Raw genomic sequence first — 21,374 nt, forward strand, 5'->3', positions numbered from 1 at the left:
TGGCGCGTGTCTCTTATTATGTCCATTCGATTGAGTCGACGATTGCTTCAATCTCTACTTTCTCATTCGTCACTTCATCGGCGACGTACGTCAAAAACAAAAGTCGTTTCCCGTCTGTAAGTGACCAGACGTCAAGATGCATCCCATCTTCGATTCCGCTCGCATAGGCCGTCGTCATACCACCTGCGTCTGTCGTGACACTCGGTGCGACTTTGACGTCGATTGGGAACTCGCCTAAAAACGTGTTTAACTCTTGGAGAGCTGCGTCACTCGGTGCTTGTTCTTCCTCTGCTTCATAGATGGACATTTGAAGCGTTCCTTGGGCGTCGGCCTCAACCGAATAAAAGCTGACGTGATCTTCTTCTTCATTGTATTCAAAGTGTTCTGGGTAGGATAGACGGATCCAACCGTCAATCTCGTATTCCTTCATGCTGTTTGCTCCTTCGTCTTCTTAAATGCTAGACCCGTCACCATCTTCGCTTGGAGCGCATATTTGAGGCGCTCGGTCACATAAAGACGTTGACTGTTTTGGTCCTGGGCAATCATGTGCCCGAATAAGTTCAGTCGTACAGTTTGTTGTGATAAAAAATAGAGTCGATTCGGGTCTAACGGTCGATATTCGCCTGAATCTTCGAGATGCTCAATCTCGAAGCGACGCAATACGTTGAGCGCGCAATATTGATCCGTTTTCCCGGTGCTCGTATGCACCTCGACTCGAACGAGCTGAATATCGTACGGGCATAGGTTCATAAAAATCGGACCGATTCGCTCATGGATGAGCAATACACCCATATCTGTCTCAATCAAATCAGGGAGCGCCTGCTTCTCTTGTGAGATGCTCAAGACGACATAAGGACGTTCTGTGGGTGCGAGCAATTCCCCTTTAAAAAAGCGGAATCGTTGGATGCCGGTCAATACACGGGCTCGCCAGGCACTGCCCCGAGCTTCCGCTTCAATCCGATATAGCCTTTCTCGACTCACGACTACTCCCCCTTCATTTGTTCGAGCGACGCGACGAATCGTTCCCACTCCTGGTCGTCACAGACGACCTTACTTTCAATTCCCCATTCTTCCTCGATCTTCAAACGTACTTCGTTCGTTTCGAGATGACGCGTGAGCTGTAGCGGTCCGATTTGAACGGATAGCGGTTCGACGATAAACTCCTTCGTCGCCGGACTGATCCATTTCAAGCGTTCCGTACGTAGAATCACTTGCCAGTCCGACTCATGGCTAATCGAAAACATCCATTGACGAAGCTTCGTCTCCTGGTTGGTCTGTTTGGCTTGTTTCATCATCCGAAACCCTTCGCTCATCATCTGTAAATAGGATTTTCGCTCACTCATGCCCCATCCACTCCTCTCCTCTATTATCTTAGCAAGACGACCTAGCCGCAACAACCAATGTTTTTTCAAAAAAGGGTTTGCAAAGCTAAAATCCTGTGCTATTATATTACCGTAACGTTAAGCGTTTCGCGGGTGTAGTTTAATGGTAAAACCTCAGCCTTCCAAGCTGATGACGAGAGTTCGATTCTCTTCACCCGCTCCATTTTAAAATTTCATATGCGGGTGTAGTTTAATGGTAAAACCTCAGCCTTCCAAGCTGATGACGAGAGTTCGATTCTCTTCACCCGCTCCAATTACCGACATATACGCGAGAATTTGCTCGCACACATAACCGCACGGGACACCGTGCAACCAGCAGAACGTCATTCGACGTTCTGCTTTTTTGTTTTTCGGCATAATAGCGTTGATTCCGACAACGCTTAAATGGTGTTAATTCGGGAAAAGGATGGAAGACAAGAAGGAGGGATTCCTGTGATTCAAGTACGTCTTCAACCGTTTACCGTATACGAGAGTGCTTTGATGCGCACGACTTCGACATTGATTGAGACGAACGAGAGCTTGATTGTCATCGATCCGACCTGGTTGCCCGAAGAAATCGCCACGATTCGCCGGGACGTCGAATTACGACGCCGAGGAAAAAAACTGTATGTCATCTATACACATCAGCACTACGACCATATCATCGGGGCTTATGCGTTCCCAGACGCTACCGTCATCGCATCCCAAGCGTTCGTCGAGACGGATGCGAGTTCTCAACTTGATGCGATTCAATCCTTCTACGAACAGTATTACATCGATCGTCCCATCGTTAAACCTGCTGTCGATATTATGATTTCGGAAGACGGCACCCTCGCCCTCGGCTCTACGCCGATCACGTTTCTATTGACGCCTGGCCATGAGTCGACCCACATGTCGTTAATTATCGAGCCGTTGCGCTTACTCGTGTGTGGGGACTACGCTTCCAATATCGAGCCTCCGTTCATCGAACACGATGCCGAGGCGTATTTGACATCATTGCAGAAGCTTCAAGCAGCCATTTATGAGTATGAGATTCGCTGGCTCATTCCTGGTCACGGTGACTTGTGTGACGACCGGAGCAAAATGATGGAGCGATTGAGCGCCGCCGAAGAATATATCCTCGCTTTACCAGAAGAACGCGTCTGGTCTCCACATTGGCCTGAACATGCTTTCTTCCAACGCGTCCATGAACGTAATCGGAAACACGTCGAGCAAAAAGCGAAAGATCGCGAGTCGCGACAACAAGATTATTGACGCAAAAAAATCGCAACGTCTCCCCAAGACGTTGCGATTCCCCCTATTATGTAGACCTATTTCTTTGTGACGCGTTCTGAACGGACCGTGAACATACGGTCAATCCCATAAATGGTCACGCCGGTGACAGCGAGCAATCCAATCATAGCTGATGAAAACATTGACCATACCCCCATTGTTCACAAATTCGTCATAATCACCCCGTGCCTTCATTATAGAAGAAACGTTTCTAAAAAGAAAGCGTTTTCTTATAACTTTCTTCACAATTTTGTCATGCCACTTCCTTTCCTTTTGCTTGTCTAGCCTTGCGCAAATATGTGTAGGTTTTGTGGAATCTGGGAATACACTCTATAAGAATAAAAGAGACAGAAAGCTGTTCGTTGAGGAGGAAGAGGCATGATCAAGTATGGCACGTTGGTGCGGGTCGAAGGGAAATACGCCGTGTTACGTTGGAACAACGGCTCAAGTTTTATCCCGAGACGATTCTTGCCATCAGAAGCACGTGTTGGCGATACCATCATTCGAGATAACCACCATTACTATCTCGAAGAAGACATGACACCGAATTTCGATGCGCTGATTAAACAACATTATAAAAAGTAGACAAAGACAGACCGGTCCTTATCCAGTCTGTCTTTGTCCGTTCATTTCGTTTGGTCATGCAACCAATCGAAATCGACCGGTCCGACTTGTTTGGCCGTAATCACGCCGTCCGGACCAATCACGTAGGTGGTCGGGAGCGCGACGACCCGATACGTTTTCTCCACCGAGCCCGTTTCATCTAATAGAATCGGGAAACTGACCGGCACTTCTTGTAAAAACGCATCGACGTCTCGTTTACCGAGCCGCTCATTTTTTGTCGCGTTCACCCCGAGTACCGGGATGCCTGTATCCTCGCCGAACTCAATCAATTCTGGCAACTCTTCCCGGCACGGTGGACACCATGTCGCCCAAAAGTTCAAAATGACTTGTTGCCCTTCATAATCGGCGAGCGACACCGATTGCCCTTCGGTCGTCTCGAGCGCGAACTCTGGCGCCCGCTGCCCGACCTCAAGACCGCCGAGCACGTCGTCGTCCGTGGCGACTTCGACCGGCCGTTCACTCTCTTGACTCGTCTTGTACTCGTCGTATCCTTGATAAGCCAATCCTGCGATGAGGCCTGCCATGATGAGACTGATCGCTAGTTTATGGAATCGCATGATTTACCCCTTGTTCTGTGGACTGTTCACTCCTAAACTTAACTTATCACATCATTCAAAGGAGAGTAACTATCTTGCAACTTCACAATGAGAAAGTTAGCGTCACCCTAAAAGCGCATGGTGCCGAAATGACGAGTTGGAAAGTCAAGGGAACGGAACTCCTTTGGCAAGGCGACCCGACGTATTGGGGACGCCAAGCCCCGATCCTGTTCCCTTTCGTCGGAAGGTTACTTGACGACCGCTACTTATATGACGGACTGACATACGCGATGAGCCAGCACGGATTTGCACGAGACGAACTGTTCGAAGTCGCCGAGGCAACGGACACACACGTCCGCTTCATTCTTCGTGATTCGATCGAGTCACGAAAACACTATCCGTTCTCATTCGAATTGAACGTCATCTATCGCTTGATTGGCGAAGAGTTGAGCGTGACGTACCGCGTCGTCAACCGGGACGACGTCGTCCTTCCGTTCAGTATCGGCGGACACCCGGCTTTCAACATTCCGTTCGCCGGAGGGACGTTCGAAGACTACACGATTGACTTCGGCGAGACGCGGACGCTCGACCGCTTGTTGCTCGAAGGGCCTTATTTGACCGGTGCTTATCAACCGCTCGGGGAACGTCGTTACATCCCGTTGACGCATCATTTGTTCGACCAGGATGCCCTGATCTTTGAGCAAATCGAATACGCGGCGCTTCGACATCAGCCGAGCGGTCGGGCGATTGTCATGGAGTCTCCCCAGTTCACCCACTTCGGAATCTGGTCACCACCGCATTCCGACGCCCCGTTCGCTTGTCTCGAGCCTTGGTTCGGACACGCCGACTATAAAGGACACCGGAAAGATATCCGGCAGAAAGAAGACATCCAACTGCTCGACCCCGGCGAATCGTTCGAGGCGACTTACACCTTGTATATGGAATAAAAAACGTGCTGACCGCATCGGTCAGCACGTTTTGTTAAAAGCGACTGTCTTGCTCCGCCTCATACTCTGAAGGCGGTTTTTTCATGACGATGGCAAGGACGATGTAAATCAGTATGCCCGGACCACCAAAGAGCGCGAAGACGACGAAGATGATTCGCATCAACGTCACATCGACCCCTAAATAATTCCCGAGTCCCGAACAGACACCAGCAATCATTTGATTAGACGGATCTTTATACAGTTTTCGTTCCATCAAGACACCTTCTCCTCCAGTTTCTCGTTAACGCTGTGGTCGACGGAGCGTCGTTCTGCCGCCTGTCGCCACTTCTCCGCGACTGTCAAAATCAAGTGCATCATTGATTGGGGTATTGCCTGATTTGACTTCAATCCGACGTCCGTATAAGCCTCGATTATCGAGCGAGGCGGCGATGATGGTCGCAACGTCCGTTTCAGAAATCGTTGCGCCACTCGCATCACTTAAATCTTCCGATGCCTCAATCGAGCCTTTCCCTGGACCATCTACGATTGTCACTGGGCAAATGATCGTGTAGTTTAAACCGCTATGTTCGATATACTCGTCGGCTGCATTGTTTGCCGACAAGAAGTTGAAATGTTCTTTTGGTGCAGCGTCCGGTTGATCGGCGCCATAAGCGCTGAGCAAGACGACGTGACGGACACGTTCTTTTTTAGCAGCATCGATGGCTTTCATGGCGACGTTGCGGTCAAGCAGTTCAATCTCCTTGCTCGATCCATCTGCCCCGGCCGTTGCTGCGATGATGACGGCATCCTGTCCGGAAGTCGCGTCATGGATTCCTTTATCCAGCTCTTTCTCGACGTCGACGGTGAGCACGCGCGCACCCATTTTCTCATACTCTGCCTGTAGTTCAGGATAACGAATTAAAGCGGTCACTTGATGCGTTTTCGCTAAACTTTTTAATACACGTCTACCGATCTTTCCTGTTGCTCCAATGACTAAAACTTTCATTCAAATTTCCCTCCTCAAAAGAGTAGTTCATTTGATTAAATTTCCTCTTTCGGGGTGGAATCAAACCCTTTTCGCAAAATTATCTCACGGTTCCCCACATTGTTAAGTCGAGGGCGTCGCGAACGGCTTGTACACTCGCTTCGGTCGGTTGGTAGTAGTAGACGTTATCGATATAGGCGTCTTCCCCTTCGATTTGCAATTTATCCACTTGTGGTTGTAGCGCCATCGTCATTCCGATCGATGCCATCTGCAACGGGTTCATCTCAAGTCCCATCTCATCTTTCATAAAGCGATACGTGGCCGGGATTTTCGTCCATCCCGTCGGACTGGCCAATTTATCGGCGACGGCCGACATGACCTCGGTCTGTCGGTTCGAGCGCGCCCCGTCCGTATCGGTTTTCCGATGACGGGCGTAGGCGAGCGCCATATCTCCGTCCATGGCGTACGAGACGCCTTCCGTATATTCGTACGTCTGATTGAAGCCTTTCTCACTGAATGAGTGGGTCGCCGTCACATTGACGCCGCCAACCAAATCAATCAGTTCCATGAACGTTTCGAACGTGATGACGACTTGACCGTCGACCGACGCCTCGGTCAATCCTTCTACCGCGCCAACGGTACAGTCAGCACCGCCATAGGCGAATGCATGGGTGATTTTATCACCTTCCCGTTCCGGTTCACACGGAATCGCCGTATACGTGTCACGTGGAATCGAGACGTTTTGGACGGTGCGGGAACGTGGGACAAATTCCATCAGCTGCAACGAGTCGGTCCGTGACCCGGATAACGATTCTCCGACACGGGCATCGCTACCCATGACTAAGAACGTGACCGGACTTGTCGCCATATAGCCGGCTACTAATCCGAGCAACAATAAAATTGCGAGCACTTTTCCTTTCCATCTCCGACGGTGCGGCTTCTCTTTCGGTGCAGCAGTGGCCGCATCGCGTCGCTCGTCTTTCCGTTTCGGTTCACGCGTATCTCGAACAGGTTCACGTCGTTCGTCTCGGCGCGGCTTCGCTTTGCGCTTCTTGCCGAACGGCAGACTGAAGCCACGGTTGCGTAATTTTGATGTTTTCCGCTTCGACTCCGCCTTTTTGTTCGAGGCATGCGCGGTCCGTGCGTCATCGGCTTGCCGATTCAAAAACGGATGCTCGCCCTGCTCTGTATCTGTCGAACGATTGGAATCATTCGTAAATCTGTCTTCTACAGGCCCTTGGTGCTGGGGCGTCTCGTGACGAGCGTCTTCCTCTAGTCGAGTTTGTTCGTCCAGCCGGGCTTGTTCGGTTAATCGTTCGCGTTCAAGCTCCCGTCGCCGGCGCTCGACACGTGATAAGTGTTGATCGTCATTCATATGCTGTACCTCTAGTATGGTTAGATTTTTCTACATTATCATCGACAATCGCTATTCTGACAACGGTTAGGGCAAAAATCCGTCTTAAGCATGAGACGGAAGGGTTGTTTTAAACCGAAACCGGGAAAGGAATAATAATTGGTGTCTGCCCATCTGTGGATTGGTAGATTGTTCGACGTCCTCTCGAAAGGAGGGAGAGCTAATGCGTATCGGGAAGTTACGGATGTTGTTGGAACAATACGGTGAAGCCACGCTTCGCGATGTAATTGTCGAGATGTATCGCAACATTCCAAAAAACGTGATTGAAGAGAAAGACATCGACTTTATGGTCAGCCAGTTCACGCGCTATAAAGAACAAAAGTCATCAGACGAACGGCATTCGCTCTCGCAAACCATCATCCTCGCTGAGCGCTTTGTCGAATTGGCATATGACCATCTCTATTTAGTGCCCAATCAAGTGATGAGCGAACGGGATCAAAAAAACTGGTACATTCACGCTAAAAAAATCATTCGTGACCTCGTCCATTATGCTGACGAGGAGCTTGAGGCTCGGACAATGTATGAAGAGATGTTCTTGTTGCTGTCATCTTCTGCTGGAGAAGAGCCCCTCTTCACAACGAGTGATCCGTTTCGGTTATTGAAGTTGTCTCAAACCACGATGTTATCCCAATTGATTCAGTATTATCAACTCGACGCTCCCGCCCCTGCCGTTTGGATTGATCGCGCTTTGTATACCGCACTCCATGTCCCAAAAGATGTCGATTCTACCCGGGTTGATTTACTTTCGACCCTCCTCGAGCAGTCATATAGCATAGCTGAATGGAACTTGCTCCATGAACGCCTCACCACATTGTGCGACCGTACGTTAGCGAAAGCCCAGACAGACGACAATGCACTCGCCAATTATCAGGCTTTAAAGATGCTCGAACTAGAGTTGCTCGTTGAACGTGGCCTTTTATCCGAGGCCGAACAAAAATTGTTCGCCGAATATATCCCCTTCTTCTCACATCGTTCCGAACCGTTCAAAGTGTATGTCAATATGCTCGAAAGCCATGGCCATACGGATGAGACGAAACGATTGCGACGTCTTGCGAAAGAAAAGCGCATTCAGTTGTAACCTCGTCCCACATACAAAAAAAGGAGTCAATCGACATCGTCGTTTGACTCCAATACATGATATGAACGAGGGGTGTTCATCTGAAAAGGAGGGGAAGTTGGTGCAGAACTTCCTTCCTACACGTTTAGTATAAATCAGATTTGAAACCGCTTCCGTTTTAGATATTGCATTTTTGTGAACGTTTTCACGTTATTCGATGGCGTTGATGATGCCAAGACCGATGACGGACAATAATACAATCAAAACAAAAATAAAAACCATCTCATTCGGGGATCGAAACCCTTCGTATAGCTCTACCGCCTCGTCGACGATGACATTCTCATGGACCACAATCGGTTCTGAGTCTGCTTGCGCCACGAGCGGTGTGCCCGCCAACAACACTACTATCAACCATAAGCCTGTCAAATATCGCATAATCGTCTCCTCGGTTCGTTTCTGTACGTCCAGTATAGCATGCCTTTTTTCAGAGCTATAATGCGATTTTTCTTCGAATTTTCCGCCGCTAAATAATTCTCACACTATGATCTTTCAGAAGACACACGATTATTTTTTTCAATTCACTATGACGTAAACCCATTACCCAAGCCATTTCTCTGCTTATTTTAAACGTGATGCTCAACATATCCCCTCAAAACCACCCCTATTTTAACCAAAAAATGTTCATCATTTTAATACAAGTATTTTTAAGTGGTAACGCTTACAATTTAAGGGTGTTCCAATAATTGTAGAAAGTAGGTTGCTTTCATGAAGCATACCTTTGTCGTCAAGGAAAGCCGACAGCTCAAACCACATGAACGGTCCATGCTCCACGCGCTCTATCCAACGGGTCAAATCCCACATCTCTTCTGTCTGCCAGTTGACCGTTACCACTATACGGGATGGTTTCGGAACGAACCGGTCGCCGCGGTCACAGTAGACTGCAAAGATTTTGAATCCTCCCACGTCATCCACTTGAGCGACATCATCGGTAAAAATCGGATGATGTTATGTGGTTTAATCGATCGGGTCCTGTTCCAAATTCGATTAGAGAGTTGTGATCGCACAACGGTTTCATTACATCTGCCAAGTGACGCGCCAGACGATTTGTTTAACAGTCTCAAGAATATCGGGTTTCTTCCCTGCCTTGAAGCGACGTCATACGAGTTCCCTTTCGTTCCGTATGAAAAAACAACCTTTGAACAATGGCAATTTTGTATCGAGTATCCGGAAACACATGGAGATTGGTTACGAAACCGAAATCAATATTTCTGGCTCTTGCCTGGAGCCACCCCACTTACGGTTCGGACACTTGATTTTCTCCATCGAAGGCAAACGATTTTTTACTCACTGAAATGGAAGGGCACCGTGGTAGGCACCATGTACGGTGAAATTAAGCAACGTCAATTGCATCTCCACGAGTTGCATATCATGGGCCAACATGAATTTGTTCAAGAAGGCATTTCATTTTTTCAGCAATCCTACTTCAATAAATTTAAAGAAACAGAACTGATGCTTGTCACCGCGACCACGATGCAGACACATGTCCTGCACGCTTTATACGAACAAGGTGCCCGTCCGACACCCGCGTCTAGTTATACATTATTGAAGTACTTGACCCCTTCCACAACGACCTAATAAAAAACACGAAACGCCCGCGGTCCGTCAATCAGACTCGTTCGTTTCGTGTTTTTATTCGGCAGCGTTTGTCGAGTCCATCGCGAGCGGCGGCATCTTTTCAAAGAGATTGGTCCGAAGACCCGTATCACGTCGGTCCAACGATTCAATCCGATCGAACTGAATTTCACGATCCGTCACACTGAACCAGTACGTGATGTGAGGCTCATCTGTGAACCGCAGGGCATAGTTCGAACCGTTCAAGTGAAAGTCCACTTCTGTGGATAGAAGTTCAGATGGACCAATTTTTTTATGGGTCGTCAAGCGTTCCAGAACGACTTGCTCTTCATTGATCCGATAATCGACAAACGTCGCAAGTGAGAGTCCAAACACAAATGACACCAGCGCGAACGCGCTGATCAATCCAAGAGTGATCTTTCCGTTCATTTCGCCGTCCCTCCCTCTTTTAGTATATCGGATTCCGACAAAACGTTGTGAAGTGACAATTTGTTCAAGTTTCGTCAAACTAGAGCAAGAGGAGGGAACAACTATGCATATTGACCACACCGGAATCGCCGTCCGTGACTTAGACGAGGCGATTACTTTTTACACGACCGTTCTCCAAGGGAAGTTGGTCGACCGTTATACGAACACGGCCGTCGGCGTCGAGACAGAGATTGCTGTCATCCACGTGGGTGACGACGTGATTGAACTGTTATTACCGACGAGTCCGACCAGCCCGATCGCTCGTTTTATGAAAGCACGTGGTAAAGGGGTGCACCATATCGCCTACCGCGTCGATAACTTGGACGAATCGATCGAGTCGCTCAAACGAGACGGCGTGACTTTTTTAGAGGACACGTTACGGACGACGGCGAAAGGCCGTCGCCTCATCTACATGGATCCCCGCCATTCTGGAGGCGTCATCGTTGAACTATGTGATTATCCAACAATAAAGCAGTGAGGGCTCCCCTCACTGCTTTTGTAATGCCTGCTCGATGATATCACGGTTCTTCGTTTTCAACCGTTCGTTATGAGATGACACCATCGCCGTCTTCGTCGCGTCCGGATCGATGAACGTTTTCGCTCGGTTGACTGCATTGGCCGCATCTTGGAAAGCACCTGCAATCAGATGGACTTTCCCTTCATGCGTCAAGATGTCGCCCGCTGCATATAAACCTGGCACCGACGACTCACTGCTCGCATTGCCTTTCACGTAAAAATCGTTCACCATCTCGACTTGAAGCTCACATTCCCCAAGAAGCGCCGTATCCTGCTCATACCCATGGTTGATGACGACTTCGTCCACTTCCACGACCTCACGGGCACCGGTCCCGCAATCGACGAGAGCGACGGCATGAATCGTCGTCCCGTCCTGGGAAATCAAATCCTCGATTTGCGTATGCAGTCGACAATCGACGCGTCCACACAAAAGCTTATCGACTTGCGACTCATGTCCTTTGAGCGCCTCTTTCCGGTACGTCAAAATGACACGCTCGGCAATCGGTTCAAGTTCGTTGGCCCAATCGATTGCGCTGTTGCCGCCCCCCGAGATTAACACGGTCTTCCCTTTGAATGCCATGAGCGATTTGACCGTATAGTGTAAGTTGGAGACTTCGAAGCGCTCCGCACCGCTAATATCGATTTTCTGCGGTTGCAGGATCCCGCTCCCTGTCGCGACAATGACCGTTTTCGATCGATGTTGGCCGTGCGTCGTATCTAACACGAAATGGCCATCATGATCTTTTGTCATCGATTCGACTTTTTCGCCGAGCACGACGGTCGGATCAAACGTCAAGCCTTGTTCTACCAACTGTTCGATGAGTCGGGCCCCGGTCGTCGGCGTGACACCGCCGACATCCCAAATCATCTTCTCTGGATAGACATGGATCTTGCCGCCGAGATGGGGTTGAAACTCAATCAATTTCGTCTTCATCCCTCGCAAGCCGCTGTAAAACGTCGCATATAGCCCGGCTGGTCCGCCTCCAATAATCGTTATATCATATAGGTCTTGTTCGCTCATCGTCCTCACCCTTTCTTAAAACTCCAGCGCCACTGATTCTCATTCTCATTCACTATACCTCGAATTCGTCCGCTCGACAATCTATTTTGACTTCAAACAAACATTGACACAATGTACAGTGCTTGCTATAGTAAACTCGATATTGAGAATCATTATCATGGGCGTCATCTACGGAAAGGGGAATCCATCATGTCACGCATACATACGACGGAGATCGAGGTCGGATACGGCGACAAGACGATTGTAAAACAATTGAGCTTGTCGATTCCTGACCATAAAATCACGACGATTATTGGACCGAACGGTTGTGGAAAATCGACGCTCTTAAAAGCGATGACCCGGATTCTTTCGCCATCTTCCGGTGCTGTGCATTTGGACGGGGCCGATATCGCGAAATGCAATACGAAAGAGATCGCCCGGAAAATGGCCATCTTGCCGCAAACGCCAGAAGGTGCGGGCGGCTTGACGGTGGGCGAACTCGTTTCCTATGGTCGCTTCCCTTATCAATCCGGATTTGGACGCCTCTCAAAACATGACCACGAAGTCATCGATTGGGCACTCGAAGTGACTGGAACGCTCGCTTATAAAGACCGCAGCGTCGACGCCCTGTCTGGAGGACAACGTCAACGCGTGTGGATTGCGATGGCACTTGCCCAAGAGACCGACTTAATCTTCTTGGACGAACCGACGACATATCTCGATTTGGCCCATCAGCTTGAAGTGCTCGAACTGCTCGAAACGCTCAATCGTGAGCAAGGACGGACCATCGTCATGGTGCTCCACGATTTGAATCAGGCCGCTCGCTTTGCCGATCATATCGTTGCGATGAAAGACGGAGAGGTGCTCGCGACCGGTTCGGCCGAGGAAGTCATTTGTCCGCTCGTACTCAGACAAGTGTTCCATATCGATGCCATCATCGGACGTGACCCCCGGACCGAGAAACCGATGTGCCTTACCTACCACTTGATTAAAGACGAGCCAAAAGAAGCGCCGCCTGCCCAGCAGGCTGCCGCAACCTTACTTGCCAATGCCCGTTAATTTCCCTGAACGTCCCGCACATCGCGGGACGTTTTTTGTCTCCTGCACGTTAGAGAGGAGGAAGACACGGGTAATACATCGAAGGTATTGAAAAAGGAGGCACGCTATGGATTGGCTGGATGGATTATTCATTCTCACCTCGGTCGCTTGGCTATATGAAATTTGGCGGTACCGAAACCGGTCCGAACCGACCGATGGCGCCAGTGAGCACGCCAGTTTTTATATCGTCTCATTGATGATGGTCGCCGTATTCGCCGTCTCGATCGGACTTTCTGCTTGGACGGATACTCGTCAGGCCACCCTGCAACGCCTGCTCGGGCTAAGCGGGTTCATCGCCGGTGTCTCACTTCGCTATTGGGGTATCCGACAATTGCGCCATCAGTTCACCCGCCACGTCGTCGTCCGACCCGCGGATGAGCTCGTCAGTTCGGGACCGTATCGTTATTTACGCCACCCCCTGTATACGGGGCTCTTATTTATCACGTTCGGATTTTCACTCTTTTTCGCGCACTGGACAATCGCGCTCGTCGGTACCTGTTTGATGGGTCTCGCCCTCTTATGGCGCATCCATATCGAGGAGAAGATGTTGACGTCTCACTTCGGTGTGACGTACCAGACGTGGGCCAAGTCGCGTAAACGCCTGATCCCGTTCATTTATTAATAAACAAAAACAAGCACGCTCGTCTTCATTGACGGGCGTGCTTGTTCGGTTAGACAGAGAAACGTCCGAGCAACCGGACAATGATGAATCCGGCTAAGAACGACAGGATACTGAGTACCCACATCATCGTCGTGTCCGGCAAACCCGGGAACACGACCGCGAGCGAGCCGATGACGAGCCCGATGATGACCGAAAACGTCATGCCCGGAAAATGACCGAGCAAATAGCGAATCACTTTACTACTGACGATAAAACCGACGGCCACTCCAAGACCGACGATACCGATAATGAGCAGGTTCAAGTTCGACAAGGCGCTGATGACGGTCGGATACACCCCAATCAAAAGCAATACGAACGAGCCACTGATTCCCGGCAATAACATCGCCATACTGCCAAGCCAGCCCGAGAAGAACAAGAGAATCGTCGTCCCGGTCGACAGTTCCGTGATGATGGCCGTATCTGCTGGTTTGATGATGGCCATGCTGGCCACAAGAATCGCCCCGATGACCATCGCGACGATATGTACCGGTCGCATGACGGCTCTCGTACGAAATTCAAAGAAGAGCATCGGGATAATCCCGAGAATCAATCCGATGAAAAAGAACTGGGTCGGTTCATAATATTCGAGCAACAAAAACTCAATCACACGGCTGAGTCCTAAAATCGCCCCTGCCATTCCGATCCCGAGTGGAATCAAGAATAAGAGGTGTTGTTTCCAATGCCGACTGAAGATCCCGCTGATCGCTTCAATCAAACGGTCATAAATTCCTAAAATGACTGCAATCGTCCCGCCGCTGACGCCAGGAATCAAATCGCTTGTTCCCATCGCGATGCCGCGCAACATATTCTTCCACTCCATACACAATCTCCTTTTTCTCTCTTCATGTTATCAAGCCTATAGTATAGCCGAGTCTCGACCGGTTTGCATCGGTTTCGTGACGTTCAGACGTCCTCACTGACCGTGAGCGTCATATAATCGAACCGTCCCCCAGATATCTCAATCTCTTTCTCTTTTATAAAGCCGAGCCGTTCATACAAGCGACCGGCTGCCGGATTCGTTTGGTCGACGTTGAGCGTGACGCGGGGAATGTTCGTCGCACGTGCATGAGCAATCGCCTGTTGAATCAAGCTCGTGCCGATGCCGCGTCCGCCGAACGTCGCATCGACGGCGACCGAGTCGATATACAGGACGTCCCCTTCCGTTTCGACATCTAACTCGTCTGGCTGCCCCTTTGTCCGCAGCCAAGCTTTAATCGGTTCATCGAGCAAGGCCGCCTGCTCACCATGATACGCAATCAGGATACCTGCAATCGTCGCATCGGATTCGGCCACCCATATGTTCTCGTAGCTCAAACGGTTGCCAGGCCGACCAATCCACATCGCGAGTCGATCGAGCACGTGCTGTCGATCGGATGTGCCGGTCAATGAATAGGCGATTTCATGAATCGCCGTGTAGACGAGCGGTGCAATCTGCAACTGATCGTCCGGTGTCGCTTTTCGAATATTCATAACTATCGCCTCCACTCATCAGTCTAGCATAAAGCTATCATCTAGTGGTTTGTCAGTTCGTGAAGTGTGGGATGATAGAAACAAAAGGGAGGAATGCATGATGAAAGCAATTTTGACAGGGATGAACGGGACCGTCGCCCCGGTCGTCGCCGAGACGTTGACGCGACATGGCATCGAGCCTGTGGCGTGGGACCGAACGAAAGTATCGACGACAGACGAGGCCGAGATGCGACGCTTTATCGAATCGGTACGTCCAAACTACTTTCTCCATATCGGCATGGGTGCCGTCGAATGGGCCGACACGCTCGCTCGACTATGCGGAGAATATAAGATCCCGTTCCTGTTCACGAGCACCGTCTCGGTGTTCTCCGACAACGTGACAGGACCAATCACACCGGACACACCTCCTGACGCGACCGATGAATACGGGGCTTATAAGCGAGCGTGCGAGGAGACGATCGCTCGGACCAATCCCGGGGCTCAAATCGTACGGCTCGGTTGGCAAATTGGGGATCGTGCCGGGTCGAATAACATGATGGATTATTTCGAGAACGAGATGAAGCGACATGGCGTCATCGTCGCGAGCGCTCACTGGTATCCGTCGTGCTCGTTTTTGGAAGATACGGCCGATGCCATTTTCGAGATTTTGACGAAACGTGGAGCCGGACTCTACCAATTGAACGGCAATTCGAGTCACTCGCTTTATGACATCGCGCTGGGGCTCAAAGAGTTACATGATACATCGTGGCAAGTCGAGCAGACCGCTGAACCGAAGCGTGACAATCGCATGGTCGATACGAATATCACGATTCAACCGATTACAAAACGGTTAGCGTTACACACGAAATGAGTCGCCCGCGGGCGACTCATTTATTCGTTCTCTTGAATGTGCGTCAGCACGATCCCGCTCTTCGGTAAACTTGGCAAGTCGACGAAGCTATAACTTAGGTCTTGCGGCGGAATCTCGTAACGGTAACGGGTCAGGAACACGTCTATCGTCTCGCGCATGATGGCAATCGTCACGTGCTCTCCAGCACAGCGATGACCAAAATCAACATCCCCACCACCTTGCGGAATAAATGTGAACGGACTTTCTGTCCAGTCTTTGAATCGATCCGGGTGGAATGTATCCGGTTCCGTCCATAAGGAAGGATCGTGATTCGTCCCATATAAGTCGAGCAACACGAGCGTCCCTTTTTCGAACACAAATCCGTCCCACTCGAAATCTTGCTTGACCCTGGCCGCTGTCACGGGGAAGAACGGATAGAAGCGTCTCACTTCCTGCACGAACAAAGTCGGGTCAGTCTCACCTCGCGCCAATCGGGCCCGAGCTTCCGGAAATTGATGGAGCGCCAGCACGGTGAACAACACATAAATCGAGACGGCCACGGTCGGCCGCAATATATTAATCACTTCGACGGCAACGACGTCTGCCGGAAGCAGCTTCCCCGCCTCATCCCGATGCCAAGAAAATTCATATAACGCCGTCTGTTCGTTCGGGAGAAGCCGGTTCGTCCGCACTTCCTCGACCATGCCCCGCACCCATGCCTCGGCCGAGGAACGGGCCGCTCGCCCCCGAACATGTTTTGGCCCGAGGGCAGTCCCCGATTCAAATAACAGTCGCATCTCGTCCATCCGTTTTGTCACTTCATGCTCACCGAGCGGAACCCCGGCCCACTCACAGACGGCCCGCATGAGCACTTCTTGCGCCATGTCGTAAAGTACGATTTCTCCTACGGAAGCGTCAAGCGCTCGTTCCCACTCCCGACTGATAAGCTTCGTTAACCGTTCAATATTTTGAGGGAGCATGAGCGACATAAACATCTGTTTGCGATGTGTATGGGCCGACCCGTCTAACGTTTGCACACCATCCTCACCGAATAGTGTTTTCAGCAACCGTTTCGGTGCCGCATCTTTGCGTACGAACTTGTCAGCGTCATAAAACAACGCTGCCGCCTCACCGCCTCCGAGACAGATAACGCGTTCGCCGAGCAAACGTGTTTCAAACAGATTGGACTGAAAGCTCTTTCGACGGTTCGGGACGTATAAATATCCCTCCCGCAAAAACGCTAGACTATGGTCTAGTCCTTCCTCTTTCGGAATCGGTCGCTTCATCGTAATCATCCTCCCCTTCTTTTCTATAGAGGATGTTCCCCTGTTCTTAGCGAACAAACCTAGTAGGGAAAGGGGGGAAAGCGATGCTATCTTTCATCTTGACGTTCCGGCGCATGTTCCGCGGGATTTGGCGTGGCTTGAAGGACGCCGAGTTCCAAGTCTTATTCAGTCTCGCACTGCTGACCATCCTCTCTGGGACGCTGTTCTACTCACGCTTCGAAGACATGCGCTGGCTCGACGCCCTGTATTTCAGTGTCGTCACATTGACGACGATCGGTTATGGTGATTTTGTCCCGACGACCGATCTCGGCAAAGTGTTCACCATCGGCTACGTCATCACCGGTGTCGGTATCATGGTCGGTTTCATCACGAAAGTGTTCGACCGTCTCCAGCAAGCACGGCTCGAAGAGGTCCGCAAACGAAATACGCCACCGTCCCCGTGAGGATGGTGGCGTATTGGTTTAAGAGGCTTTTCGATTTCGATTTTCGAGTTCGAGCTGGTGATTGAATCGCTTCGTCTCGGCGATGACGACGCCTGACAAGAACAGCAAACCAATCAAGTTCGGGATGGCCATCAAGCCGTTAAATACGTCCGAGAGCGCCCAAACCAAGTTGAGGTTCGTCGTCATCGCACCGAGACCGGCGACAAGGACGAAGGCGATTCGATACGGGAGAATCGATTTTTGACCGAACAAGTAATGAATCGACCGTTCGCCGTAATACGACCAGCCGAGCACCGTCGAATAAGCGAACATGACGAGTCCAATCGTCACGATATAACCGCCGGCCGGTCCGAGGAACTGTTCGAACGTCGCCGTCGTCAATTCGACCCCTTCAAGGCCCGAACCGATTTGACCGCCCATGACGAGCGTAATGCCCGTGACCGAACAGACGATGAGCGTATCAAGAAACACTTGCGTCATGGAGACGAGCGCCTGACGTCCCGGCATGTCCGTTTTAGCAGCCGCTGCTGCAATCGGGGCTGAACCGAGACCGGCCTCGTTCGAGAAGACGCCGCGCGCCACACCGTAACGAATGGCGGCACCGATTGCTCCGCCTCCGATCGCCTCGGCGCTGAACGTGCTGCTGAAGATGAGGGCAATCGCATCCGGGATGAGCGTATAGTTCATCACCATAATCAACAAGCCGCTGCCGAGATAAAAGACGATCATGACCGGCACGAAGTAACTGACGACGCGGCCGATTGATTTGACACCGCCCAAAATGACTGCACCTGTGAAAATCATAATCAAGATACCGGAGATATACAACGGCACGTCAAACGTCGTCTTGAGCGCCATCGCCACCGAGTTCGTCTGCACCCCATTCCCGATCCCGAACGCGGCAAGCGAGGCGAATGCCGCGAATGCGACGGCGAGCCAACGTTGATTCAATCCACGTTCTAAATAATACATCGGACCGCCGGCCATTTGCCCGCGCTCATCGGTCACCCGATATTTCACGGCGAGCACGGCTTCGGCGTATTTCGTCGCCATACCGAAGAATCCGGATACCCACATCCAGACAATCGCCCCCGGTCCCCCGAGCACGACCGCGGTCGCGACCCCGACGATATTCCCCGTACCGACGGTTGCCGCGAGCGCCGTCATGAGCGCTTGAAAGTGGCTGATATCCCCTTTCGATGATTGGTCTTGGTTTTTAGAAAACGCGAGCTTCAATGCATACGGCAACTTCGTGACTTGAAGCCCCCCGAGCCGTACCGTCAAGTAGATGCCTGTCCCCACAAGCAAAATCAATAATGGTGGTCCCCACACAAAGTTCGAAATCGTACCGATGAGTTCACTGAACGATTGACTCATATTGAATTCCCCTTCCCCTTATGTAATCGTACATCTCTATTTTTTCAGAATACTTAGAAGATTGTCAAAAGTATTGTAATAAAACAACGATGTGATTTTGAAGCTGTATCTCAAACAGCGAGCCGCCACTTAGACGTCTCGCTGAGAAAGGGGTTTTTCGGGTTGTAAAGGGGCGCGCCAATCAAATTCATCCGGCACGTAGTCGAGTCCGCCCGAATGAAACGGTTGACATCGCAATAGACGGCGTGTCGTCAAATATCCGCCTTTGAGCGCACCATGCTTTTCAATCGCCTCGATTCCATAATGGGAACACGTCGGATAAAAGCGGCAAGTCGGTGGTTTCAACGGTGAGATGAACCGTTGATACCCTTGAATCCCCCGCACTAACACTCGTTTCACGTTCATCGCCTCCAGTTTGATTACAGCCATAATAGCTCGAAGTGGCGAGCTTGTCATCTATGACGTATGCGACGATTGAATGACAAACCGGCCATCTTTTTTTCCTTTGTTTTACAATTTGAGCACGATGGGCGCTATTTCCCGCATCATTTGTTATGATAAGCAACATGTATACGACCGAATCTATATGAAGAGGTGACGAGAATGAATATTTTAATGGTAGGTGCAGGATCGATGAGTGAGTCACTCGTACGCGGATGGCTCGCCTCAGGTGTGTCGCCTGAACACATCACGATGACGAACCGGAGTGACCGGGCCCGTTTGACCGAGCTGCAAACCGAGCTTGGCGTGCAGATCGTCGACGAAGAGGATGTCAACGCGTATGACATCGTCGTCCTCGCGATGCAACCGGACGGGGTCATTCCTTACGTGCAATCGAAAACGTGGAGCACCCCGCTCCTCGTCTCCGTCGCAGCCCACATCGAGCCGAGCGAGCTTGAGGAGGCGTCAGGTCTTCCAGCCGTCTGCGCGATGCCGAACACCCCGGTCGCTCATCGGAGCGGAATGACCGGACTGTGGTTCGGCCCTGAGACGGATGATGTCGTTCGCGAGACCGCGACGGCGCTGTTTGAACGCGTCGGACGCACGGCCGTGACGGATGCGAAGACGATGTCCGCCTTCATGGCTGCCGCTGGATGCAGCCCCGCTTTCTTTTATGAAATCGTCGGCTCGATGACACCCGTCTTGACCGATGCCGGTTTCGATGAAGCGACGGCGCGCCAAATCGTCGCACAGGCGATGAAAGGTTCGGCCGAGCTGTTGCTTCACGAGACACGGCCGACAAACGACTTGATTGCGGACGTGGCTGCCCCGAACGGTCCGACCGACCGAGGTGTCGGTGTGCTCCGCTCACGCGATTTAGCGGACGTCATGGCGTCGGCCCTACGCGAAAGTGCGAAAGAAGACGTCGAACAACCGAAGAACTAAAAAAATCCGAGACATGCATCGCATGTCTCGGATTTTTTTGATTAGACGATATGTAAGATGGAGACGATGACCGCGACCATCAAGATGCCCGGCAATAAGTTCGCGACGCGAATACGCGTGATGCCGACCAAGTTCAACCCGATCGCGACAATCATGACACCACCAGTCGCTGTCATCTCCAAAATGAAATCATCCATGAGCGACTCGGGGATGAACTTCATGATTTGGATGGCGAGCAAGGCGATAGCGCCCTGGTAAAGCAGGACTGGCACGGCCGAGAACATGACGCCGATGCCGAGCGTCGAGCTGAGCACGAGTGCCGTGAAGCCATCAATCAACCCTTTCGTGTAGAGCACGTCATGATCTCCGCGCAATCCGCTATCGAGCGCGCCGATGACGGCCATCGCCCCGATGACGAAGATGAGCGTCGCCGTGATGAACCCTTCGGCGATACTCGACTTACTTTTGCCGCCGAGCCGGCGTTCCAACTGATAGCCGACCTCGTTCAACTTCTCATCGAGCTTCCACCATTCCCCGAGCGCGGCCCCGATGACGAGACTGCCGATGACGATTAAAAAGTTCTCACTCTTCATCCCCATCTGAACACCGAGCAAGACGACGGCGAGACCGATGGCTGCGGTGACCGTCTCTTTCATTCGTTCGGGGATGCGGTGGAACAAGAGTCCAAGTAATGTGCCAATCACGATCAACGCCGCGTTGACGATTGTTCCGGCTAAGACCATTGGATGATTCCCCGTTTCTGTATGTATTGAGAGGAATATACCAACTGTTTATGTAGACTGTCAATTGAAAGAAAAACAAAAAAAAGCCACTTCTCGCAAGAAGTGGCGTCGCGGAAACCCACGTTCCTATGGGTTTCGCATCGGGTTTGGCACCCAAGTGATTCTGACTGGGCTCGAACCAGCGACCTCTACCCTGTCAAGGTAGCGCTCTCCCAGCTGAGCTACAGAATCAGGTCGTGTCCTCTCTTAAGGACACTATTAATATATCAAGAAACTAATGCCTTGGCAAC

The 21,374-nt window shown here is 50.9% G+C and carries 27 protein-coding genes and 3 tRNA genes; 13 read left to right on the forward strand and 17 right to left on the reverse strand.

Annotation, left to right across the window (positions count from 1 at the left end):
• Window positions 1-16: 16 nt before the first annotated feature.
• Genes KNP83_RS12640 through KNP83_RS12650 form a run of 3 tightly spaced genes read right to left on the reverse strand, consistent with a single transcriptional unit; the run spans window position 17 to window position 1,343 of the window.
• Complete coding sequence (locus KNP83_RS12640; RefSeq protein WP_214762787.1) at window positions 17-430, reverse strand: hypothetical protein; 414 nt, start codon at window positions 428-430, stop codon at window positions 17-19.
• A complete protein-coding gene (locus KNP83_RS12645) occupies window positions 427-981 on the reverse strand; it encodes a hypothetical protein (RefSeq protein ID WP_214762788.1) in 555 nt (184 codons plus the stop codon). The genes KNP83_RS12640 and KNP83_RS12645 overlap by 4 nt, the downstream gene beginning before the upstream one ends.
• Before the next feature lie 2 nt (window positions 982-983).
• The gene (locus KNP83_RS12650) at window positions 984-1,343 is read right to left on the reverse strand and encodes a hypothetical protein (protein ID WP_214762789.1); all 360 of its coding nucleotides are present in this window, start codon (window positions 1,341-1,343) and stop codon (window positions 984-986) included.
• 128 nt (window positions 1,344-1,471) lie between these two features.
• Here KNP83_RS12650 and KNP83_RS12655 point away from each other — a divergent pair.
• From KNP83_RS12655 to KNP83_RS12670, 4 genes are all read left to right on the forward strand, one after another.
• Window positions 1,472-1,545: transfer RNA gene (locus KNP83_RS12655), tRNA-Gly, on the forward strand.
• A 16-nt stretch (window positions 1,546-1,561) separates the two neighbouring features.
• A tRNA-Gly gene (locus KNP83_RS12660) sits at window positions 1,562-1,635 on the forward strand.
• A gap of 179 nt (window positions 1,636-1,814) precedes the next feature.
• A complete protein-coding gene (locus KNP83_RS12665) occupies window positions 1,815-2,615 on the forward strand; it encodes an MBL fold metallo-hydrolase (RefSeq protein WP_214762790.1) in 801 nt (266 codons plus the stop codon).
• 396 nt (window positions 2,616-3,011) lie between these two features.
• Window positions 3,012-3,218: a DUF3006 domain-containing protein gene (locus KNP83_RS12670; protein ID WP_016508383.1), complete on the forward strand. Its 207-nt coding sequence runs from the start codon at window positions 3,012-3,014 to the stop codon at window positions 3,216-3,218.
• A 41-nt stretch (window positions 3,219-3,259) separates the two neighbouring features.
• Here the strand turns inward: KNP83_RS12670 and KNP83_RS12675 are convergent, their stop codons facing one another.
• The gene (locus KNP83_RS12675) at window positions 3,260-3,814 is read right to left on the reverse strand and encodes a TlpA disulfide reductase family protein (protein WP_214762791.1); all 555 of its coding nucleotides are present in this window, start codon (window positions 3,812-3,814) and stop codon (window positions 3,260-3,262) included.
• A 74-nt stretch (window positions 3,815-3,888) separates the two neighbouring features.
• On the opposite strand from KNP83_RS12675, the gene KNP83_RS12680 reads away from it, so the two are divergent.
• Window positions 3,889-4,740 carry an aldose 1-epimerase family protein gene (locus KNP83_RS12680; RefSeq protein ID WP_251139369.1) on the forward strand — a complete coding sequence of 284 codons (852 nt, stop codon included), beginning with the start codon at window positions 3,889-3,891 and terminating at the stop codon, window positions 4,738-4,740.
• A 34-nt stretch (window positions 4,741-4,774) separates the two neighbouring features.
• Here the strand turns inward: KNP83_RS12680 and KNP83_RS12685 are convergent, their stop codons facing one another.
• The 3 genes from KNP83_RS12685 to KNP83_RS12695 all read right to left on the reverse strand — a co-directional run bounded on the left by KNP83_RS12685 (window position 4,775) and on the right by KNP83_RS12695 (window position 7,079).
• Window positions 4,775-4,993, reverse strand: coding sequence for a PspC domain-containing protein (locus tag KNP83_RS12685; RefSeq protein WP_214762792.1), 219 nt, complete (start codon window positions 4,991-4,993; stop codon window positions 4,775-4,777).
• 27 nt (window positions 4,994-5,020) lie between these two features.
• On the reverse strand, window positions 5,021-5,725 hold the full coding sequence (locus KNP83_RS12690) for an NAD(P)H-binding protein (protein ID WP_214762793.1): 705 nt from the start codon (window positions 5,723-5,725) through the stop codon (window positions 5,021-5,023).
• A gap of 79 nt (window positions 5,726-5,804) precedes the next feature.
• The gene (locus tag KNP83_RS12695) at window positions 5,805-7,079 is read right to left on the reverse strand and encodes an LCP family protein (RefSeq protein WP_214762794.1); all 1,275 of its coding nucleotides are present in this window, start codon (window positions 7,077-7,079) and stop codon (window positions 5,805-5,807) included.
• Window positions 7,080-7,281: 202 nt separating this feature from the next.
• Here KNP83_RS12695 and KNP83_RS12700 point away from each other — a divergent pair, with 202 nt between their 5' ends.
• Window positions 7,282-8,196 (forward strand): hypothetical protein, encoded by a 915-nt coding sequence (locus KNP83_RS12700; RefSeq protein ID WP_214762795.1) that lies wholly within the window; start codon window positions 7,282-7,284, stop codon window positions 8,194-8,196.
• Window positions 8,197-8,385: 189 nt separating this feature from the next.
• Here KNP83_RS12700 and KNP83_RS12705 read toward each other — a convergent pair whose 3' ends face one another.
• Window positions 8,386-8,610, reverse strand: a complete 225-nt coding sequence (locus tag KNP83_RS12705) for a putative periplasmic lipoprotein (RefSeq protein WP_251139370.1) — start codon at window positions 8,608-8,610, stop codon at window positions 8,386-8,388.
• A gap of 330 nt (window positions 8,611-8,940) precedes the next feature.
• Between KNP83_RS12705 and KNP83_RS12710 the strand changes: the two genes are divergently transcribed.
• Window positions 8,941-9,810 carry a hypothetical protein gene (locus tag KNP83_RS12710; RefSeq protein ID WP_214762796.1) on the forward strand — a complete coding sequence of 290 codons (870 nt, stop codon included), beginning with the start codon at window positions 8,941-8,943 and terminating at the stop codon, window positions 9,808-9,810.
• Window positions 9,811-9,864: 54 nt separating this feature from the next.
• Here the strand turns inward: KNP83_RS12710 and KNP83_RS12715 are convergent, their stop codons facing one another.
• Window positions 9,865-10,236: a hypothetical protein gene (locus KNP83_RS12715; protein ID WP_214762797.1), complete on the reverse strand. Its 372-nt coding sequence runs from the start codon at window positions 10,234-10,236 to the stop codon at window positions 9,865-9,867.
• A gap of 103 nt (window positions 10,237-10,339) precedes the next feature.
• On the opposite strand from KNP83_RS12715, the gene KNP83_RS12720 reads away from it, so the two are divergent.
• On the forward strand, window positions 10,340-10,753 hold the full coding sequence (locus KNP83_RS12720; RefSeq protein WP_214762798.1) for a VOC family protein: 414 nt from the start codon (window positions 10,340-10,342) through the stop codon (window positions 10,751-10,753).
• A gap of 9 nt (window positions 10,754-10,762) precedes the next feature.
• Here KNP83_RS12720 and KNP83_RS12725 read toward each other — a convergent pair whose 3' ends face one another.
• Window positions 10,763-11,812: an NAD(P)/FAD-dependent oxidoreductase gene (locus tag KNP83_RS12725; protein WP_214762799.1), complete on the reverse strand. Its 1,050-nt coding sequence runs from the start codon at window positions 11,810-11,812 to the stop codon at window positions 10,763-10,765.
• Between the two features lie 189 nt (window positions 11,813-12,001).
• On the opposite strand from KNP83_RS12725, the gene KNP83_RS12730 reads away from it, so the two are divergent.
• Entirely contained in the window at window positions 12,002-12,850 is an 849-nt protein-coding gene (locus KNP83_RS12730; RefSeq protein ID WP_214762800.1) for an ABC transporter ATP-binding protein, read from the forward strand.
• 106 nt (window positions 12,851-12,956) lie between these two features.
• A complete protein-coding gene (locus KNP83_RS12735; protein WP_214762801.1) occupies window positions 12,957-13,511 on the forward strand; it encodes a methyltransferase family protein in 555 nt (184 codons plus the stop codon).
• Window positions 13,512-13,560: 49 nt separating this feature from the next.
• Here the strand turns inward: KNP83_RS12735 and KNP83_RS12740 are convergent, their stop codons facing one another.
• Both KNP83_RS12740 and KNP83_RS12745 read right to left on the reverse strand, forming a co-directional pair.
• Window positions 13,561-14,370: a DUF368 domain-containing protein gene (locus tag KNP83_RS12740; RefSeq protein ID WP_214762802.1), complete on the reverse strand. Its 810-nt coding sequence runs from the start codon at window positions 14,368-14,370 to the stop codon at window positions 13,561-13,563.
• Window positions 14,371-14,453: 83 nt separating this feature from the next.
• Window positions 14,454-15,020: a GNAT family N-acetyltransferase gene (locus KNP83_RS12745; RefSeq protein WP_214762803.1), complete on the reverse strand. Its 567-nt coding sequence runs from the start codon at window positions 15,018-15,020 to the stop codon at window positions 14,454-14,456.
• Window positions 15,021-15,120: 100 nt separating this feature from the next.
• On the opposite strand from KNP83_RS12745, the gene KNP83_RS12750 reads away from it, so the two are divergent.
• Window positions 15,121-15,870, forward strand: coding sequence for a sugar nucleotide-binding protein (locus KNP83_RS12750; RefSeq protein ID WP_214762804.1), 750 nt, complete (start codon window positions 15,121-15,123; stop codon window positions 15,868-15,870).
• 20 nt (window positions 15,871-15,890) lie between these two features.
• Here the strand turns inward: KNP83_RS12750 and KNP83_RS12755 are convergent, their stop codons facing one another.
• Window positions 15,891-17,135: a cytochrome P450 gene (locus KNP83_RS12755; protein ID WP_214762805.1), complete on the reverse strand. Its 1,245-nt coding sequence runs from the start codon at window positions 17,133-17,135 to the stop codon at window positions 15,891-15,893.
• A gap of 83 nt (window positions 17,136-17,218) precedes the next feature.
• Here KNP83_RS12755 and KNP83_RS12760 point away from each other — a divergent pair, with 83 nt between their 5' ends.
• Window positions 17,219-17,578, forward strand: a complete 360-nt coding sequence (locus KNP83_RS12760; protein WP_214762806.1) for a potassium channel family protein — start codon at window positions 17,219-17,221, stop codon at window positions 17,576-17,578.
• Between the two features lie 18 nt (window positions 17,579-17,596).
• On the opposite strand, the gene KNP83_RS12765 is transcribed toward KNP83_RS12760, so the two are convergent.
• Together KNP83_RS12765 and yidD are read right to left on the reverse strand one after the other, a co-directional pair.
• Window positions 17,597-18,955, reverse strand: a complete 1,359-nt coding sequence (locus tag KNP83_RS12765; protein ID WP_214762807.1) for an alanine/glycine:cation symporter family protein — start codon at window positions 18,953-18,955, stop codon at window positions 17,597-17,599.
• Between the two features lie 129 nt (window positions 18,956-19,084).
• The gene (gene yidD, locus KNP83_RS12770; protein WP_251139371.1) at window positions 19,085-19,360 is read right to left on the reverse strand and encodes a membrane protein insertion efficiency factor YidD; all 276 of its coding nucleotides are present in this window, start codon (window positions 19,358-19,360) and stop codon (window positions 19,085-19,087) included.
• A gap of 198 nt (window positions 19,361-19,558) precedes the next feature.
• Here yidD and KNP83_RS12775 point away from each other — a divergent pair, with 198 nt between their 5' ends.
• The gene (locus KNP83_RS12775; protein ID WP_214762809.1) at window positions 19,559-20,341 is read left to right on the forward strand and encodes a pyrroline-5-carboxylate reductase family protein; all 783 of its coding nucleotides are present in this window, start codon (window positions 19,559-19,561) and stop codon (window positions 20,339-20,341) included.
• A 41-nt stretch (window positions 20,342-20,382) separates the two neighbouring features.
• Here KNP83_RS12775 and KNP83_RS12780 read toward each other — a convergent pair whose 3' ends face one another.
• A complete protein-coding gene (locus KNP83_RS12780; protein WP_214762810.1) occupies window positions 20,383-21,084 on the reverse strand; it encodes a DUF554 domain-containing protein in 702 nt (233 codons plus the stop codon).
• A 158-nt stretch (window positions 21,085-21,242) separates the two neighbouring features.
• Window positions 21,243-21,315 (reverse strand) — tRNA-Val (locus tag KNP83_RS12785).
• Window positions 21,316-21,374 lie beyond the last annotated feature (59 nt).

Origin of the sequence: Exiguobacterium sp. s146 (genome assembly GCF_018618415.1) — a bacterium.
Classification (GTDB): domain Bacteria; phylum Bacillota; class Bacilli; order Exiguobacteriales; family Exiguobacteriaceae; genus Exiguobacterium.